We start from the raw sequence: 16234 nt of genomic DNA on the forward strand, positions 1-16234 counted from the left end.
CTCCGCCGACCCCAACCAAGCCGCCTACCAAATCAGCGTCGAACACCTCGCCGACTGGATCGCCACCCGCGGCTACACCACCAACTGACACCACCGCACCAACACGCACGAAGCGAAGGGCCGGACCCCCACCACGGGGCCCGGCCCTTCGGTGTGCCCGGCTCACTGTCCAGACCACCACGGCGGCGACCCCATCTACTGAGGTACGGGTCCTCTGGAGCTGATGCCGTAGACGAATCAGGGGATGGCCGACCGAGCCGGGCGGATGATTCGTTAACGACATCAGCTCGACAGGGCGCAGTACTGAGATGTCAGCCGTACCGTCGAGGCCGCGCTCGGGAAGGAACCGGCCTCCACCAAGGGGGTGTCGGAGGTAGACGCGCCGGTGGCCGTCGCTGCTCGAGCGAACCAGCACGCTCAGCCACCGGCAGGGCTGCGCCGCCGCAAGGGCACAGCCCTCGCAGCGGCCGGCCGCCGCAAGGGCCAGCCAACGCGAGGGCCAGCCAACGCGAGGGCCAGCCAACGCGAGGCTGCACCACCGGAAGGGCTGCGCCCCAGCGATGGCCCAGCCGCCGCAAGGGCCATCCGGGCAAGGGCCGCCATCCGCCGGATCGGCTCAGCCGCCGGAGTCGTCCATCTCGGCGCCCTCGGGAACCGTGTCGTCGTCCCGGCTGGCCAGCCAGCCTTCTGGCAGGAAGACCTTGCCCGGTGAGTTGGTACGCCCGCGCGGCTGGCCAAGGGCGGTAACTGGGAACGGCTCCGCCGGGTCGAGTTTGCCGAGCAGGTCGTCGAGCTGGGCCAGGCTTTCGATCATCGCCAGCGAGCGGCGCAGTTCGCCGCCGACCGGGAAGCCCTTGAGGTACCAGGCGACGTGCTTGCGGAAGTCGGTGCAGCCGTCGCGTTCGCCTCGGGCCGGGTTGCGGGCGCCGGCCTGGAACTGGTCGACAAGCAGCTCGGCGTGCCGGCGCATGGTCACCGCCACCTCGCCGAGGGTGGGCAGCCGCCGCTCCGGTCGACCGTTGAAGGCGGCCTCCAGGTCGGCGAAGAGCCACGGTCGGCCCAGGCAGCCGCGCCCGATGACCACGCCGTCGACGCCGGTGTGGGCCACCATGCGCAGGGCGTCGTCAGCTTCCCAGATGTCGCCGTTGCCGAGGACCGGCACGTCGAGGGCCTGCTTCAGCGTGGCGATCGCATCCCAGTCGGCGGTGCCCGAGTAACGCTGCGCGGCCGTCCGCCCGTGCAGGGCCACAGCGGCCACGCCGGCTTCCTGGGCGGCGAGCCCGGCTTCGACGTACGTCAGGTGGTCGTCGTCGATGCCCTTGCGCATCTTGACCGTGACCGGCACGCCGGACGGTGCGGCGGCGGCCACCGCGGCCCGCACGAGGCGCCCGAAGAGCCGGCGCCGCCACGGGAGGGCCGCGCCGCCGCCACGCCGGGTGACCTTGGGTACGGGGCAGCCGAAGTTGAGGTCGATGTGGTCGGCCAGGTTGCGTTCGACGACGATCCGCACGGCGGCGGCGGTGATCTCCGGGTCGGTGCCGTAGAGCTGGAGGCTGCGGGGATTCTCGTCGTCGCCGAACGCGATCATGCGCAGCGTCTTCGGGTTGCGCTCGACGAGCGCCCGGGTGGTGATCATCTCGCAGACGTAGATGCCGCCACCCTGCTCGCGGCAGAGCCGACGGAACCCGATGTTGGTGATCCCGGCCATCGGCGCGAGCACGACCGGCGGCCACACCTGGTGCTGGCCGAGCGTCAGCGGGCGCAACGCGGGCACGGTCGAGGCAGTCACCGGACAAGTGTACGGGGCCCCGACCGGCGCTTATCGCGTCGGCCGAGGCCCCGTGCGCAGAGCCTCAGCAGCCGGGGAGACGCTCGATCAGGTAGCGCTCGACCTGGTCCAGGGAGACGCGCTCCTGAGCCATGGTGTCGCGGTTGCGTACCGTCACCGCGTTGTCGTCCAGCGTGTCGAAGTCGACGGTCACGCAGAACGGGGTGCCGATCTCGTCCTGCCGGCGGTAGCGGCGCCCGATCGCCTGGGAGTCGTCGAACTCCACCACCCAGCGCTTACGCAGCAGCGTCGCGAGGTCCTTGGCCTTCGGCGACAGCGCCTCGTTGCGGGACAGCGGCAGCACCGCCACCTTGACCGGGGCAAGCCGGGGGTCGAACCGCATCACGGTGCGCTTGTCCACGCCGCCCTTGGTGTTCGGCGCCTCGTCCTCGTCGTACGCCTCCAACAGGAAGGCGAGCACCGCGCGGGTCAGACCCGCGGCCGGTTCGATGACGTACGGCATCCAGCGCTCACTCTTGCCCTGGTCGAAGTACGACAGGTCGACGCCGGAGTGCTTGCTGTGCGTGGAGAGGTCGAAGTCGGTGCGGTTGGCGACACCCTCCAGCTCGGCGAACTCGGTGCCACCGAACTGGAAGCGGTACTCGATGTCGACGGTCCGCTTCGAGTAGTGCGACAGCTTCTCCTGGGGGTGCTCGAAGAGCCGCAGATTGTCCGCCGAGAGGCCGAGGTCGAGGTACCAGTTCCAGCGCTCCTGGAGCCAGTACTCGTGCCACTGCTCGTCGGTGCCCGGCTCGACGAAGAACTCCATCTCCATCTGCTCGAACTCGCGGGTCCGGAAGATGAAGTTGCCCGGGGTGATCTCGTTGCGGAACGACTTGCCGGTCTGCGCGATGCCGAACGGCGGCTTCTTACGGGCGACCGTCTCCACGTTCTTGTAGTTGACGAAGATGCCCTGCGCGGTCTCCGGGCGCAGGTAGTGCAGCCCTTCGTCGCTCTCCACCGGGCCCAGGTAGGTCTTCATCAGGCCGTTGAACATCTTCGGCTCGGTGAAGGTGCCCTTGTTGCCGCAGTTGGGGCAGTTCAGCTCGGCCAACGAGGTGAGCGGCCTGCCGTGCTTCTCGGCGTACGCCTCTTCCAGGTGGTCCGCCCGGAACCGCTTGTGACAGAACTGGCACTCGGTGAGCGGGTCGACGAACTCGGCGATGTGGCCGGACGCCTCCCACACCTTGCGGGACAGGATCACTGCGGAGTCCAGGCCGACGACGTCGTCGCGCTGCTGGACCATCGTCTTCCACCACTGCCGGCGGACGTTCTCCTTGAGCTCCACGCCGAGCGGGCCGTAGTCCCACGCCGATCGGGTGCCTCCGTAGATCTCACTGGAGGGGAAAACGAAGCCCCGGCGCTTGGCGAGGCTGACGACGGCGTCGATACGGTCGGCTGGCATGTTTCCTCCTACGCCGGCTGGCGGTCGGCGGGGGCGAGATGGATGGAACGGTCGGTTCGGGACAACGGTACGACCACCGTCCCCCCGAGCCCAGCAGAATACCGGTGGCGGGTCAGTTGACCTCGCAGACCTCCACGCCGCCGGTCTGCCCGTCCTGACCGAGGCTGACCTGCTGCTGTTCCCGGTCACCGCCGGCGAGGGTCACGTCCACCGGCACGGTCAGGTAGGTCTGGTCCACCTCGCCGACACGGAACGCGGTCACCTGTGGTTCGGCGGCGGCACGTCGCTCGAACTCGGGGCGGGACTCACGCCGCTGCGCGTCGTCGCAGAGCTGGTCGTACGCCCGCCCGTAGTTCCGTTCGACGAGCGCCTGGTAGTAGTCGCTCGTCACGGTGCGGGCCTGTTCCCGGATCGCCTGGACTCCGCTGACGGCGAGGCCGACGACGGCGGTGCCACCCCCGCCGCAGCAGAGCACCACGGCGAGCGCGCCGACGCCGAGGCCGATCCAGAGCCGATTCCGGCGACCCTCGGTGGGTGGCGCGGCGAACGGCGGAGCCACCCCGGGACCGGGTGGCGGGGCGGGTGCGGTCATAGGAGCAGCGTAGTGTCCGGCGGCTCAGCGGTAAGGACCCGCAGCCCGATCACTCTCGGCGACGACCACTGCCCCGCCGGGGGCGGCGGTGGCCAGCGCCTCGTAGGCGGAGGGTTCGTCGACGGACTCGGCGAGCAACGGTACGGCGCTGACCTTGACCTCGAAGGCGCCGAGCGCCCGGCGGTACGTGCCGACCGACTCCCATTCGGTGACAAGTGTCCAGTGCCGGGGGTCGTCCAGCGCCCGGACCAGTTGGCCGCGCAGGTAGCCGGGGCGGGCGGCCAGCGCGGTGAGGGCGGCGTACGCCCGTTCGGTGAAGCCGTCGGCGGCATCGACGTCGACCACGAACCGGTTGGTCACCAGCACCGGGGGTTCCTCCTCGTAGAGTCTGTGGGATGCAGCGTACGCAGCGCCCTCTGCTCGCCCGGTTGGCCGGGGCGAACCCGACGTCGGTGTTCCTGCTCACCCTGGTGGTGGTGCTGGTGGCGTTCTTCATGCCGGGGGTGATCGGCGGGCTGCTGACGCTCGCGCTCGCCGGGGTGCTGATCGCCCTGTTGGCGACGACCTGGGCGGTTCAGGCGCCGCAGACCCGGCTGATCCGACTGGTGATGCTGACCCTGCTGGTGGCGGTGGGTCTCGTGAAGCTCCTCTGACATGCAATCATGCGTTTTTGACAATCATTATCGTTACCACGGACAGTTGACGACATGACCAACCGCGCCACGTACCGTGTCCTCGCCGCCGCGACCGCCCTGCTCACCCTGGGCGCCGGGGCCGGCTGCTCCACCGACGGCGCCGCCGGCGCCGACCCCAAGCGGGTCGACGTGGTGGCCGCGTTCTACCCCCTCCAGTTCCTGGCCGAGCGGATCGGCGGCGACGCGGTCCGGGTGACCAACCTGGCCAAGCCGGGTGCCGAGCCGCACGACCTGGAACTCAGCCCGAGCCAGGTCGGTGAGGTGAGCGACGCCGAGCTGATCGTCTACCTCAAGGGGTTCCAGCCGGCGGTGGACGACGCCGTGGCCCAGAACGGCGGCGACCGGGCGTTCGACGTGACGAGCGTGCAGCCGCTGTTGGACGCGTCCGCCGGCGGGCACAACCACGAGGGCGAGGAGGGGCACGCCGAGGAGGGCAACCGCGGCAAGGACCCGCACGTCTGGCTCGACCCCACCCGACTGGCCGGCATCGGCGACCAGTTCGCCCAGCGGCTCGGCAAAGCCGACCCGGACCACGCCGCCGACTACACCGCTCGCGCCGCCGCCCTGCGCGCCGACCTGACGACCCTGGACGGCGAGTTCAAGAACGGCCTGGCGACCTGCCAGCGGCGGGAGATCGTGACCAGCCACGCCGCGTTCGGCTACCTCGCCGACCGGTACCAGCTCGACCAGGTCGGCATCACCGGGCTGAGCCCGGACGTCGAGCCCTCGCCGCAGCGCCTCGCGCACGTGATCGAGGAGGCGAAGGAGCACCAGACCACCACGATCTTCTTCGAGACCCTGGTCAGCCCGAAGGTGGCCGAGACCATCGCCGGTCAGGTCGGCGCGAAGACCGCCGTGCTCGACCCGATCGAAGGGCTCGCCGCCGGCAGCGACGGGGACTACCTTTCGGTGATGCGCACCAACCTGCGGACCCTGCAGACGGCCTTGAGCTGCTCGTGACCTCACCTGTCATCACCGTCGAGCACGGGGTGGTCGGCTACGACGGCCGCCCCGTGCTCCGGGACATCTCGCTCACAGTGACCGCCGGCGAGGTGGCGGCGATCCTCGGCGCCAACGGCTCCGGCAAGTCCACCCTGATCCGCTCCGTGCTCGGGCTGGTGCCGATCAGCGCCGGCTCGGTCACCCTCTTCGACCGGCCGTTGCGCCGGTTCCGGCAGTGGGCGCGCATCGGGTACGTCCCGCAGCGCCTGGGCGCCGGCGGGGGTGTGCCGGCCACCGTCCGCGAGGTGGTGGCCTCCGGCCGGCTGGCCCGCCGTGGCGTGTTGCGCCCGCCGGGTCGGGCCGACCGGTCCGCGGTCGACGACGCGCTGCGCGCGGTCGGGCTCGCCGACCGGGCCGGTGACCCGGTGTCCACCCTCTCCGGCGGCCAGCAACAGCGCACCCTCATCGCCCGCGCCCTGGCCGGCCAGCCGGAACTGCTGGTCCTCGACGAGCCCACCGCCGGGGTGGACGCGGCCAGCCAGGAGGCGTTCGCCGGCGCGCTGCGCGACTTCGTCGCCGGCGGCGGAACGGTGCTGCTCGTCGCCCACGAGCTGGGCCCGCTGCGACCGGTGATCAGCCGGGCTGTCGTCGTCCACGAGGGTCGCATCGCGCACGACGGCGCGGTGCCGGACCCGGCCGGCCATCACGCGGAACCGGACCACGACCACGTGCACCCGCACTGCTACGACGAGCCCGCCGGGCTGTGGAGCAACTGACGATGGAACTCTTCCAGTACCCCTACATGCAGCGTGCCCTGATCGGCGCGCTGGTGATCGGCCTGGCCGCACCGGCGCTCGGCATCTACCTGGTGCAGCGTCGGCTGGCGTTGATCGGCGACGGGGTGGGGCACGTGGCGCTCACCGGTGTCGGGGCGGGGCTGCTGCTCAACCGTTCGCCGGTGCTGGTCGCGGTGATCGTCGCCACCATCGGCGCGATCGCCATCGAGATCGTCCGGGCCCGTGGGCGTACCTCGGGTGACCTGGCCCTGGCCCTGCTCTTCTACGGCGGCATCGCGGGTGGCGTACTCCTTGTCGGCCTCTCCGACGCGACGAGCGCGAACCTCAACGCCTACCTGTTCGGGTCGTTGACCACCATCTCGCCGGCCGACCTGACCACGATCGCGGTGCTCGGCGCGGCGATCCTGGTCACGATGATCGCGTTGCGGCCGGCGCTCTTCGCGGTCAGTCACGACGAGGAGTACGCCCGGGTCTCCGGCCTGCCGGTCCGCACGCTGAACCTGCTGATCGCGGTCGCCACAGCGGTCACCGTGACCATCGCCATGCGGGCCGTCGGAGTGCTGCTGATCAGCGCGTTGATGGTGGTGCCGGTCGCCACCGCCCAGCAGGTGACCAGGGGGTTCCGCAGCACGATGGCCGCCGCGATGGCGCTGGGGCTCTTCGCCGCCGGCTCCGGTGTCTGGGTGGCGGCCACGGCGGACACCGCGCCGGGCGCCTCGGTGGTGCTGGTCGCGATCGCCTCGTTCCTGGTGGTGGCCGTGGCCGGGGCTGCCTGGCGGGTGGTGCGCCGCCGGGCGACGCCTACCGCCGCGGCGGCTCCGGAACCGCACGAGGTCGTGCTGAGTTGAGCCTGATCAGCGGAGCGTCGGTGGTATTGGTTACCGTTGCGGGATGACCGGCGCGACAGGCTACGACGGGTTCGACGGGGCCAGCGAGTTGCTCCGCGCCCTGTCCGCGCCCATCCGGCTGGCCATCGTCAGTGAGCTGGCCGGCGGCGAGCGGTGCGTGCACGAGTTGGTGGAGAAGCTCGGTGCGGCGCAACCACTTGTCTCCCAGCACCTGCGGGTGTTGCGCGGGGCGGGCGTGGTGCGGGGCTCCCGCCGGGGCCGGGAGATCGCCTACAGCCTGGTCGACGAGCACGTCGCGCACATCGTGGCGGACGCGGTGAGCCACGCCGGGGAGGGATCATGAGCGAGAGCAGCACCGCGGTGCGCAACACCCGGCAGCGTTCGGCGGTGAGCGCGCTGCTGGGCGAGATGGAGGGTTTCCACAGCGCCCAGGACCTGCACGCGATGCTGCGCCAGCGCGGCGAGCGGGTCGGCCTGACCACCGTCTACCGCACCCTTCAGGGGCTCGCCGACGCGGGTGAGATCGACGTGATGCGTCCGCCGGGCGGCGAGCACCTCTACCGCCGGTGCAGCGAGGGGCACCACCATCACCTGGTCTGCCGGGTGTGCGGGCGCACCGTCGAGGTGGCCGGCCCGGCCGTGGAGAGCTGGGCCGAGCGGGTCGCCGCGCAGCACGGCTACGCCGACGTCAGCCACACCCTGGAGATCTTCGGCACCTGCCCGACCTGCGTTCGCTGACCACACGCTGCGCGGGTCGGCCACGGGAAAGCCCCCGACCAGGTCGCCGGGGGCTTTCGTCGCAGTGGTTCGGCGCTGCGCCGACAGTTACTTCTCCCACTCGGGTTTTCCGCCCTGCAGGACGATCCGGCTCGCCGGAACCGGTACGGCGAAGGCCGGGTTGACCCGGCCCGCTCCGATCACGACCGCCGTGAGGTCGATGATGACGTGCGCCGTCGCGTTGGTGTAGACGTTTATCAGATCGGTGACGTACGAGGTGTTGAACTCCGCGCCGACGCCGCAGACGAAGGCGTTGGAGAGGACCTGACCCGACGCGTAGTTGATCGTCGAGAAGTTGGCTGGTCGGGCCACTCCGTAGGGGAAGACCTGCGCGAAGCCGTTGGCCAGCGGCTGCACCACTGTCACCGTCCCGAAGATCGCGTCGGCTTGGTACATGTAATCGGTGAGCCGGAGACTGATCTGTTGACCGCCCAGCAGTCGGCCGCTGGAGTCGAACTTGCCGTGCGGGTAAGGGACCAACTCCCGGGAGCTGGCGTATCGGGTGTCGAGCACCCGCTGCGGCACCAGCGGCACGATGCGGTTGCTGTTCGCTGTGGTGTGGACGACGTGGGCTTCGGTGCTGTCGCCGGTGCTCTTGGTGACGAGCCAGATGTTGCCCTCGACGTCGACGCTGATCGCACCGGCCTCGGCGATGTTGACGATCGTGCTACCGCTCGGCTTGATCCGCAGAGCCGGTTCCGCCATGACCCTGCCGTCCATCGCGGGCCAGGTCGTCAGGGTCTCCAGCCGGAGGGCCGCCTGCACCCCGGTGTTCCGCAGCGTGGTGGCGCCCTTGACGATGTTGAACTCCCCCTGGATCACCGGGTCACCCGCGGCGGCCTGCGCGGGAGCCGCGGCGGCGATGCCCGCCACTCCACCACCGGCAACTCCGGCCGCGACGGTGCCCGCCCGGCGGAGCATCACTCGACGGTCCATGGTGTCTTCCGGGTGCTGTTCTTCGGACATGACGACCCCCATGTGGTGCTGTGCGAACCGATCATTGCGCATCGACAATAAACGGCCACGTCAGTACCTGGTGCCCCGTCGACGGCTCGGCGGCCACCACCGAACCGGTCGGGACACCGGCCCGGCCACTGGGGAACGCTCCGTTGCACTGGTGCCCGGCCGGGGCCGTTCGTGACACGCTGTGCGACGTGAAAATCTATGCTGATCGGTTTCCGACCGCCGCCCGTCAGTTGCTCACCGACCTGCTCGTCGTCGCCTGGGTGTACGTGGCGATCCGCGGCGCGCTGTGGCTGCACGACCTGGTGCAGAAGCTCGCCGTACCGGGGCAGAAGTTGGAGGGCGCGGGCAGTGGGCTCGCCGACAACCTCGCCGACGCCGGCAACAAGGTCCGTCGGGTGCCGCTGGTCGGTGACGAACTGACCGCGCCGTTCCGGCAGGCCGCCGACGCCGCCCGAGGGCTCGCCGACGCCGGCCGCGACCAGCAGCACCTGGTCGACCAGCTCGCCCTGGCCCTCGCCGTCGCGGTGCTGATCTTCCCGCTCGGCATCGTGTTGTTCGGTTGGCTGCCGCTGCGGGTGCGCTGGATGCGCCGGGCCGGATCAGCGGCGAAGCTGGCCGCCGGGCCGGCCGGCCGGGACCTGCTCGCCCTGCGCGCCCTGGCCACCCAGCCACTGGGTCAGCTGACCCGGATCGGCCCGGACGTCGCCGAGGCGTGGCGGCGCGGCGACGACGCGACAGTCGACGCCCTGGCCGCGCTGGAGCTGCGCCAACTCGGCCTACGCGGCCGGAACCGCTGACCGAACCGCCGCCACGCCGCGCCGCGCCGATCTTGCAGTTTCGGCTGTCGATATGAGTTGGAATACCCCCTGTGTCGCGACAGTAAGTGCAAGATCGCGGAGCAGGGACCGCCCTGCCCTGCCGATCAAGGAGCTGTGGTGCCTGTTCTGGCAATCGACGGGTGTTTTGTCACCCACCACAACTCCATGATCGACCAGGCGAGGTGGGCTGACGACAACCCTTCCGCCGGTCGCAGTTCCAGCCCGACAAGGGTGTCGTTAAAGTCATCGGGTGTTCTTCTTCCTCGTCGTCATCGCCGTCCTACTGCTCGGCTACGCCGCCGTCCTGATCTCCTTCGTACGCCGGGGCAGGAAGATCCCACCTGCGGCGTACCTGGCCCTGGCCGGGCTCAACGGCCTGATCCTGGCGGGGGTGCTGGCCTGGGCGGTCTCCCGCTGACCGGAGCGGCGAGCCCGCACGGCACTGCGAGGGCACGCCGGCGCGAGAGCACGCCCGCAGCGCGCCGCCGCCCGCACGATCCGGTTCACGGCTTCGGAGGGATGCGGCGGCGGACGTCCTCAGCCGTCGACGGGCCGGGCGACCAGCGGGCCACCCAGGGCAGCTCGTCGGACGGGGTGAGCACACCCTCCTCCAGCCCGGCGTACCGGCCGGCGAGGATGCGCTTCGCGGCGACGGTGTCGACCGAGTCGGTGTTGTCCCAGAGTGCGGCGAACAGGGCGTCGACCCGCACCCGTGCCTGCCGGCAGAACAGGTCGGCCAGCTCGACATTTTCCGGGCGGCTGCCCCGTTCGGCGGTGGCCCGCACGCAGACCGCTGACATCGCGAACAACTCGGCGCCGATGTCCACGATCCGGCCGAGGAACGCCTGCTTCCGCTCCATCTTTCCCTGCCAGCGGGACATCGCGTAGAACGTCGACCGGGCCAGCTTGCGCGACGAGCGCTCCACCTGTCGCAGGTGCGCGGCGAGTGGGCCGAACTCGGCGTACGCCGAAGGGCTCTGCCCTCGACCCACGGCCAGGGTGGGTAGCCACTTCGCGTAGAAGGCGCCCGCCCGCGCGGCGGTGCGGGCCTTGCGGCCCAGCCCGGCGTCCGGGTCGATGATGTCGCCGGCCACCGACAGGTGGGCGTCGACCGCCTCCCTCGCGATCAGCAGGTGCATGATCTCGGTGGAGCCCTCGAAGATCCGGTTGATCCGCATGTCGCGCAGCATCTGCTCGACGGCGGCCGGGCGTTCGCCGCGGGCGGCGAGTGAGTCGGCCGTCTCGTAGCCGCGCCCGCCCCGGATCTGGATCAGCTCGTCGGCGATCTTCCAGCCCATCTCGCTCGCGTACAGCTTGACCAGCGCCGCTTCGATCCGGATGTCGTTGCGGTCGTCGTCGGCGAGCAGGCAGCACAGGTCGAGCATGGTTTCCATGCCGTACGTGGTGGCGGCGATGAAGGAGAGCTTCTGGGCGACAGCCTCGTGCTCGCCCACCGACCGCCCCCACTGCACCCGGTCGGCGGCCCACCCTCGGGCCACGTTCAACGCCCACTTGCCGGCCCCCACGCACATGGCCGGCAGTGAGAGCCGGCCGGTGTTCAGGGTGGTGAGGGCGATCTTCAGCCCCTTGCCCTCGCCGCCGATGACGTTCTCGGCGGGGACGATCACGTCGTGGAACCGGGTCAGGCTGTTTTCCAGCCCGCGCAGGCCGACAAACTCGTTGCGCCGCTCGATGGTGATGCCGGGGCTGTCGCCGTCGACCACGAACGCGGTGATCCCGCCGCGACGGCCCTCCGTGGCCGGCACCCGGGCCATCACCACCAGCAGGGTGGCCACGGTGCCGTTGGTGGCCCAGAGCTTCACCCCGTTGAGCCGGTAACCGGTGCCGTCCTCGGTCGGCTCGGCGATGGTGGCCAGCCGGGCGGGGTCGGAGCCGACGTCGGGCTCGGTGAGCAGGAACGCGGACACCTCGCCGGCCGCGAGCCGGGGCAGGAAACGGTGCTTCTGCTCGGTGGTGCCGAACATCTTCAGTGGTTGGGGCACCCCGATCGACTGGTGTGCCGAGAGCAGCGCGCCGATGGCCGGGCTGACCGAGCCGGCCAGCATGAGCGCCCGGCAGTAGTGCAGGTTGCTCAACCCGAGCCCGCCGTACTTCCGGTCGACCTTCATGCCGAACGCGCCGAGGTCGGCCAGGCCGTGGAACACCGAGTCAGGTATGGACACGTCCCGCTCGATGGCCGCACCATCCACCTCGGAGGTCAGGAAGGCGCGGAAACGACCGAGGAACTCCTCCGCGCGAGCCACCTCGTCCGGATCGGGTTGGGGCCACGGGTCGATCAGGTCGAGCCGGAACCGGCCGAGGAACAGTTCCTTGCCGAAGCTGGGCCGGTCCCAGGTGGACTCGCGGGCGGCCTCGGCGACCTGCCGGGCCTCCTTCTCGGAGACCTGTCCGGCTTCCGCGGGAAGGGGTGCCGCAGCACCGGCCGTGGTTTCGGAGTCGGGGCCGTCCGGTGCCGGTCGGCCGTTCTGCGTCGTGGTCACGGCTGCCCCCTCGAAGCTCGATGCGGCTACCGCCACGCTACCCCCGGTTGTTACCCAGGGGTAGCGCTGCGTGAAGGTCGACGCTCTCAGTTGCCCACTGTCGTGTCCGGGTCGTCGTCGTCATCGTCGATGTCGTCGTCACCCCAGTTGCGCCGGGCGAACGGCAGCAGCATCCAGAAGGTGAGGAACCAGAGCCCGGTCAGGGCGCTGAGCAGGAACGCGATGGGGCGGTCCAGGACGAAGTCGGTGATCAGCAGCACGGCGCTGACCATCGCGATGAGCATGAACGCGAGGCCGCCGGTCGCCATGCGGTGGGCGAAGCGGACCAACTCCGGCTTGCGCCCCTGCCGGAACAACGCCCGGTGGAACGCCACCGGCGAGATGATCATCGCGGTGGCGGCGGCCGCCGCGAGCAACGCCACGATGTAGACGTCCCGTTGGAACTCCGTGGTCTCGCTGAAGCCGTTGCTGAACGGCAGGGTGAGCAGGAAGGCGAAGAGGATCTGCACGCCGGTCTGGGCGACCCGCAACTCCTGCAGCAGGTCGGCGAAGTTGCGCTGCCAGCGCTGCTTCTCGGTCTCCTTGGACACGCGCTACCTCCGGTGAGACGCTACTGCCGGCGGTCCCGGCCGCCGGCAGCAACGCCAATGCCCCACCCGGCCGAGCGCGAAACAGGTTCACGACATCAGCCGTTCACCTCGACGACTCGAACCGGCCACCAGCCGGGGCGTCAGGACCCGCGTCGGATCCGGCCCGCGTACCGCGCCTCCAGCTCGTTGTTGTGCGCGTCGCCGTCCGGGATGTTGGCCGACAGGTAGACCGGGGGCCTCTCCCCCGCCGCCAACAACCGCGCCACCACCTCCACCGTCACCTGCTGGGCCAGCAGCGCCGCGGTGATCGAGGAGACCGCGCCGACCGCGCCACCGCCGGGCAGGGGCAGCGTCGCGTCGCCGTACGGCGCGCCGTTGTCGAGCACCACGTCGGCGAGGTCGCTCAGCTTGCGCCCCGACGGGTGCCGGGAGGTCATCCGGCCAGAGTGCTGCGCCGAGGTGATCGCCACCAACCCGTGACCGCGCTCCTTGACCACTGTGGCGAACTCCACCATCGCGCCGTTGACCCCGGAGTTCGAGGCGAGCACGAAGACATCGGTGGGTCGTACCGGGGCCAGCTCGTAGAGGCGGTGCGCGACGGCCGGATCCCGTTCCAGCAGCGGGCCTAGCCGTTCGGCCGGTTCGCCGCCGAGCAGCACCAGGTCGCGTAGCGCGATCCGGTTGGTGGGCACCAACCCACCGGCCCGACCGGCGATCTCCATGGCGAGGGCCTCCGAGTGGCCGGTGCCGAACGCGTGCACCACGCCGTCGGCTCGGACGGCCTCGGCGATCAGGTCGGCGGCCCGCCCCACCGCCTCCCGTTGGCTGGCGGCCACCCGGCCGATCGTCTCGGTCACCACGGCCAGATAGTCCTCGGCGCTCACCGTCATACGTCCTCCGTCGTCCGATTGCGGGCCAGCCAACGAACAGCGAAGTCCACGGCCGCCCGCTGGCGCATCAACCTGCCGGTCCCGGTGCCGACAGGTGCGGTGCGGACCGCCCCGGTGGCCTCCAGGTCCTCGCCCAACGCGGCAAAGTCGTCCGCGTCGAGCCGTACGTCCTGCCACCACACCCATTCCCGACCACCGTCGCCGGTGCGCACCGCGGCACCGACCCGCTCGCGGGACGAGCCTGGGCAGCGGTACTCGGCCAGGTGCAGCGAGGTGCTCACCGAGTGGTCCACGCCGAGCAGCAACACGTCGGCGTCCAGGTCGTAGAGGCGGGCCAGCGGGGAGCCCTCGCCGAGCATGTCCGCCAGCGTGTGCCCGGCCACCACCTGTTCGGCGGCCGGGCCCAGCGCGGCGAACGACACCTGCGGATGGGAGCTGCGCAGGGCACCGGGCCAGGCGCGGACCGTCTCGGCGAGCGCACCCATGAACCGGCTCGGGGTGACCGCCGGGTCGAAGCCCGGCATCTCCGAGCGGATCAGCGGCCACCAGTCCGCCGGCACCGGCGGGTTGCGCCACTGCGCGGGGTCGCTGTTGTCCGGCGTGTGGGTGGGCACGACGATCGTGCCGTCCGGGCCGAGCGCGTCGCGCAGGGCGAGCACCACCGCGTGCGGGCCGCCGCTGACGAACCCCAACGGACGCAGGGAGGCGTGCACCAACAGCGTCGCGCCGGGGCGTACGCCCAGCACGCGCAGCTGGGCGGCGATCGAGCGACGGCTGCCCGGCCCGGTGGCGTCAGTCGTCACGACGGGTCTCCCCCGCTGACCCGCACGCTCAGGCCGTCCCGCCGGTTCGGGCCGTTCCGCCGGCCCGGGCCAGGATCGCCTCGGCGAGCAGGGCCGGGGCCGCGTCCGGGATCCAGTGACTCACTCCGGACAACTGCACGAAGCGGTAGTCGCCGGTGACGTGCTGCGCGCACGCCTCGGCGGCGGTCCGGCCGATGGCGACGTCCTTGTCACTCCAGACGTACGTGGTGGGCACCGCGATCGGGCCGACACCGGCCAGGTCGGCGCGGGACATCGCCCGGTACCAGTTCAGGGCGGCGGTGAGCGCGCCCGGCTCACGCATCGGGTCGGCGTACCGGTCCACCCGGGAGGTGTCGCCCACTCCGCCGAGCAGCTTGCGCAGCGCGGTGGCATGCCACGCCAGGAGCACCTTCTCCGCCTTGTCCGGCTTGCGGAACAGCGCGATGTACGACGAGCGGGCCTTCTGTTGGCCGTCGGTGGCCAGGGCGTGCGCCATGGCCGCCGGGTGCGGTACGGACACCGCTGTCAACGTGTGGACCCGCTCGGGATGCCGGGCGGCGACCGCCCACGCCACTATCGCGCCCCAGTCGTGCCCGACCAGGTGGACCGCGGTCAGCCCGAGCGCGTCGAGCACCGCCACCACGTCGGCGACGAGTTCGGGGATGCGGTAGTCGGCCACCCCGGTGGGCCGGGCACCCGGTGAGTAACCGCGCTGGTCCAGCGCGTACGTGCGCAGCCCGCCCGCGTGCAGCGCCGGCACCACGTCGTCCCACTCGCCGCTGTGCTGGGGGAAACCGTGCAGCAGCAGGACGGGTACGCCGTCCGTCGGACCGCCGACGGTCACCTCGAACGTGAAGCCTCGCGCGTCAACCCGCATGATCGGAAGCGTACCCAGAAGCGGGGGGCCACTCGCTGTCGCAGGTCAGGCCGGTGCCCTGCTGGGCTCACTCCCCCCGTCGGTGTTAGCGTCAGCGAGACAACTTCATATCCGACAGGGGAGCGCACAGCGCTGAGAGTGCGGGCAACGCCCGCAGACCCTCGAACCTGATCTGGGTAATGCCAGCGCAGGGAGTTCGGTCGACCTCCAGCCGCGCCGCAGTCCGGTGCCACCAGACGCGGCGTGCGTCTTCTCCTGGTTCGCACTCACGAACTGGGAGCAACACATGAAATTCACCACCGACACCCACCGTTGGCGGACCGTCGACATCCTGGTCGCCTCGGTGATCGCGGTTGCCTTCGGTGTCATCTTCTGGGCCTGGGGCCTGGTCTGGAGTGCCACCGAGGGCGCGTTCGCCTTCTTCCCGCCGGCGCAGACGCTGCTCTACGGCGTCTGGCTGATGCCTGCGGTGATCGGCGGGCTGGTCATCCGCAAACCCGGTGCCGCGCTCTACTGCGAGACAGTGGCCGCCGTTCTGTCCGCGCTGCTGGGCAGCCAGTGGGCCGGCACGGTGATCCCGCAGGGCATCGTGCAGGGCATCGGCGCGGAGCTGGCGTTCGCCGCCTTCCGGTACCGGTCGTTCCGGCTGCCGACTGCGGTGTTCGCCGGCGCGCTGACCGGCCTCAGCGCCGCGCTGTTCGACTTCTTCGTCTGGAACGTCGACTACGCGCTGGGTGACTATCGCATCCCGTACGCGCTGCTCACCATCGTCAGCGCCACAGTGATCGCCGGCCTGGGCGGCTGGCTGCTGACGAAGGCCCTGGCCAACACCGGCGTCCTGGACCGGTTCCCCGCAGGCCGAAACCGAGCCCTGGTCTGACCCCACCTGATCGCGTTGATCAAGA

General features: G+C 70.9%; 19 protein-coding genes, 1 pseudogene and 1 riboswitch. Of the genes and pseudogenes, 10 read left to right on the plus strand and 10 right to left on the minus strand.

Features of this window, described 5'->3' with window-relative positions; translation table 11 throughout:
* A pseudogene (locus tag ABZ406_RS24955) lies at positions 1 to 88 on the plus strand (phytochelatin synthase); the annotation flags it as partial.
* Positions 89 to 616: 528 nt separating this feature from the next.
* On the opposite strand, the gene dusB reads toward ABZ406_RS24955, so the two are convergent.
* From dusB to ABZ406_RS24975, 4 genes are all read right to left on the minus strand, one after another.
* On the minus strand, positions 617 to 1789 hold the full coding sequence (gene dusB / locus ABZ406_RS24960; RefSeq protein ID WP_357766156.1) for a tRNA dihydrouridine synthase DusB: 1173 nt from the start codon (positions 1787 to 1789) through the stop codon (positions 617 to 619).
* 64 nt (positions 1790 to 1853) lie between these two features.
* Positions 1854 to 3233 carry a glycine--tRNA ligase gene (locus tag ABZ406_RS24965; RefSeq protein WP_357766159.1) on the minus strand — a complete coding sequence of 460 codons (1380 nt, stop codon included), beginning with the start codon at positions 3231 to 3233 and terminating at the stop codon, positions 1854 to 1856.
* Between the two features lie 112 nt (positions 3234 to 3345).
* Positions 3346 to 3825 carry a hypothetical protein gene (locus ABZ406_RS24970; RefSeq protein ID WP_357766161.1) on the minus strand — a complete coding sequence of 160 codons (480 nt, stop codon included), beginning with the start codon at positions 3823 to 3825 and terminating at the stop codon, positions 3346 to 3348.
* A gap of 24 nt (positions 3826 to 3849) precedes the next feature.
* Positions 3850 to 4191: an antibiotic biosynthesis monooxygenase gene (locus ABZ406_RS24975; RefSeq protein ID WP_357766164.1), complete on the minus strand. Its 342-nt coding sequence runs from the start codon at positions 4189 to 4191 to the stop codon at positions 3850 to 3852.
* Between the two features lie 29 nt (positions 4192 to 4220).
* Between ABZ406_RS24975 and ABZ406_RS24980 the strand changes: the two genes are divergently transcribed.
* Genes ABZ406_RS24980 through ABZ406_RS25005 form a run of 6 tightly spaced genes read left to right on the plus strand, consistent with a single transcriptional unit; the run spans position 4221 to position 7845 of the window.
* Positions 4221 to 4478 (plus strand): hypothetical protein, encoded by a 258-nt coding sequence (locus ABZ406_RS24980; protein WP_357766167.1) that lies wholly within the window; start codon positions 4221 to 4223, stop codon positions 4476 to 4478.
* A gap of 54 nt (positions 4479 to 4532) precedes the next feature.
* Positions 4533 to 5480 (plus strand): metal ABC transporter substrate-binding protein, encoded by a 948-nt coding sequence (locus tag ABZ406_RS24985; protein ID WP_357766170.1) that lies wholly within the window; start codon positions 4533 to 4535, stop codon positions 5478 to 5480.
* Positions 5477 to 6238: a metal ABC transporter ATP-binding protein gene (locus ABZ406_RS24990; RefSeq protein WP_357766173.1), complete on the plus strand. Its 762-nt coding sequence runs from the start codon at positions 5477 to 5479 to the stop codon at positions 6236 to 6238. Before ABZ406_RS24985 ends, ABZ406_RS24990 begins: the two co-directional genes overlap by 4 nt.
* 2 nt (positions 6239 to 6240) lie before the next feature.
* Complete coding sequence (locus ABZ406_RS24995; protein WP_357766176.1) at positions 6241 to 7107, plus strand: metal ABC transporter permease; 867 nt, start codon at positions 6241 to 6243, stop codon at positions 7105 to 7107.
* Between the two features lie 43 nt (positions 7108 to 7150).
* On the plus strand, positions 7151 to 7450 hold the full coding sequence (locus ABZ406_RS25000) for a metalloregulator ArsR/SmtB family transcription factor (RefSeq protein WP_330438583.1): 300 nt from the start codon (positions 7151 to 7153) through the stop codon (positions 7448 to 7450).
* Entirely contained in the window at positions 7447 to 7845 is a 399-nt protein-coding gene (locus tag ABZ406_RS25005; protein WP_357766178.1) for a Fur family transcriptional regulator, read from the plus strand. The genes ABZ406_RS25000 and ABZ406_RS25005 overlap by 4 nt, the downstream gene beginning before the upstream one ends.
* A gap of 87 nt (positions 7846 to 7932) precedes the next feature.
* On the opposite strand, the gene ABZ406_RS25010 is transcribed toward ABZ406_RS25005, so the two are convergent.
* On the minus strand, positions 7933 to 8820 hold the full coding sequence (locus ABZ406_RS25010; RefSeq protein WP_357766180.1) for a hypothetical protein: 888 nt from the start codon (positions 8818 to 8820) through the stop codon (positions 7933 to 7935).
* 218 nt (positions 8821 to 9038) lie between these two features.
* On the opposite strand from ABZ406_RS25010, the gene ABZ406_RS25015 reads away from it, so the two are divergent.
* Both ABZ406_RS25015 and ABZ406_RS25020 read left to right on the plus strand, forming a co-directional pair.
* Entirely contained in the window at positions 9039 to 9647 is a 609-nt protein-coding gene (locus tag ABZ406_RS25015) for a hypothetical protein (RefSeq protein ID WP_357766183.1), read from the plus strand.
* Between the two features lie 271 nt (positions 9648 to 9918).
* A complete protein-coding gene (locus ABZ406_RS25020; protein ID WP_357766186.1) occupies positions 9919 to 10086 on the plus strand; it encodes a hypothetical protein in 168 nt (55 codons plus the stop codon).
* 85 nt (positions 10087 to 10171) lie between these two features.
* Here the strand turns inward: ABZ406_RS25020 and ABZ406_RS25025 are convergent, their stop codons facing one another.
* From ABZ406_RS25025 to ABZ406_RS25045, 5 genes are all read right to left on the minus strand, one after another.
* The gene (locus ABZ406_RS25025; protein WP_357766190.1) at positions 10172 to 12169 is read right to left on the minus strand and encodes an acyl-CoA dehydrogenase family protein; all 1998 of its coding nucleotides are present in this window, start codon (positions 12167 to 12169) and stop codon (positions 10172 to 10174) included.
* An 86-nt stretch (positions 12170 to 12255) separates the two neighbouring features.
* Positions 12256 to 12759: a DUF6328 family protein gene (locus tag ABZ406_RS25030; RefSeq protein ID WP_357766192.1), complete on the minus strand. Its 504-nt coding sequence runs from the start codon at positions 12757 to 12759 to the stop codon at positions 12256 to 12258.
* 140 nt (positions 12760 to 12899) lie between these two features.
* A complete protein-coding gene (locus ABZ406_RS25035; RefSeq protein WP_357766195.1) occupies positions 12900 to 13649 on the minus strand; it encodes an SIS domain-containing protein in 750 nt (249 codons plus the stop codon).
* On the minus strand, positions 13646 to 14452 hold the full coding sequence (locus ABZ406_RS25040; RefSeq protein ID WP_357766198.1) for an AAC(3) family N-acetyltransferase: 807 nt from the start codon (positions 14450 to 14452) through the stop codon (positions 13646 to 13648). The genes ABZ406_RS25035 and ABZ406_RS25040 overlap by 4 nt, the downstream gene beginning before the upstream one ends.
* Before the next feature lie 28 nt (positions 14453 to 14480).
* Positions 14481 to 15329, minus strand: a complete 849-nt coding sequence (locus ABZ406_RS25045) for an alpha/beta fold hydrolase (protein WP_357766201.1) — start codon at positions 15327 to 15329, stop codon at positions 14481 to 14483.
* Between the two features lie 106 nt (positions 15330 to 15435).
* A riboswitch (TPP riboswitch) is annotated at positions 15436 to 15541 on the plus strand.
* A gap of 74 nt (positions 15542 to 15615) precedes the next feature.
* Between ABZ406_RS25045 and ABZ406_RS25050 the strand changes: the two genes are divergently transcribed.
* Positions 15616 to 16209: an ECF transporter S component gene (locus ABZ406_RS25050; protein WP_357766204.1), complete on the plus strand. Its 594-nt coding sequence runs from the start codon at positions 15616 to 15618 to the stop codon at positions 16207 to 16209.
* Positions 16210 to 16234: the final 25 nt, after the last annotated feature.

Origin of the sequence: Micromonospora sp. NPDC005710 (genome assembly GCF_040630995.1) — a bacterium.
Lineage (GTDB): Bacteria > Actinomycetota > Actinomycetes > Mycobacteriales > Micromonosporaceae > Micromonospora.

Excerpts from the sequence above, each read along its gene's own strand:
- ABZ406_RS24965 (WP_357766159.1), bottom strand. The coding sequence starts at position 3,233 with ATGCCAGCCGACCGTATCGACGCCGTCGTCAGCCTCGCCAAGCGCCGG.
- ABZ406_RS24970 (WP_357766161.1), bottom strand. The coding sequence starts at position 3,825 with ATGACCGCACCCGCCCCGCCACCCGGTCCCGGGGTGGCTCCGCCGTTC.
- ABZ406_RS24980 (WP_357766167.1), top strand. The coding sequence starts at position 4,221 with ATGCAGCGTACGCAGCGCCCTCTGCTCGCCCGGTTGGCCGGGGCGAAC.
- ABZ406_RS24985 (WP_357766170.1), top strand. The coding sequence starts at position 4,533 with ATGACCAACCGCGCCACGTACCGTGTCCTCGCCGCCGCGACCGCCCTG.
- ABZ406_RS24995 (WP_357766176.1), top strand. The coding sequence starts at position 6,241 with ATGGAACTCTTCCAGTACCCCTACATGCAGCGTGCCCTGATCGGCGCG.
- ABZ406_RS25000 (WP_330438583.1), top strand. The coding sequence starts at position 7,151 with ATGACCGGCGCGACAGGCTACGACGGGTTCGACGGGGCCAGCGAGTTG.
- ABZ406_RS25005 (WP_357766178.1), top strand. The coding sequence starts at position 7,447 with ATGAGCGAGAGCAGCACCGCGGTGCGCAACACCCGGCAGCGTTCGGCG.
- ABZ406_RS25010 (WP_357766180.1), bottom strand. The coding sequence starts at position 8,820 with ATGGACCGTCGAGTGATGCTCCGCCGGGCGGGCACCGTCGCGGCCGGA.
- ABZ406_RS25035 (WP_357766195.1), bottom strand. The coding sequence starts at position 13,649 with ATGACGGTGAGCGCCGAGGACTATCTGGCCGTGGTGACCGAGACGATC.
- ABZ406_RS25045 (WP_357766201.1), bottom strand. The coding sequence starts at position 15,329 with ATGCGGGTTGACGCGCGAGGCTTCACGTTCGAGGTGACCGTCGGCGGT.
- ABZ406_RS25050 (WP_357766204.1), top strand. The coding sequence starts at position 15,616 with ATGAAATTCACCACCGACACCCACCGTTGGCGGACCGTCGACATCCTG.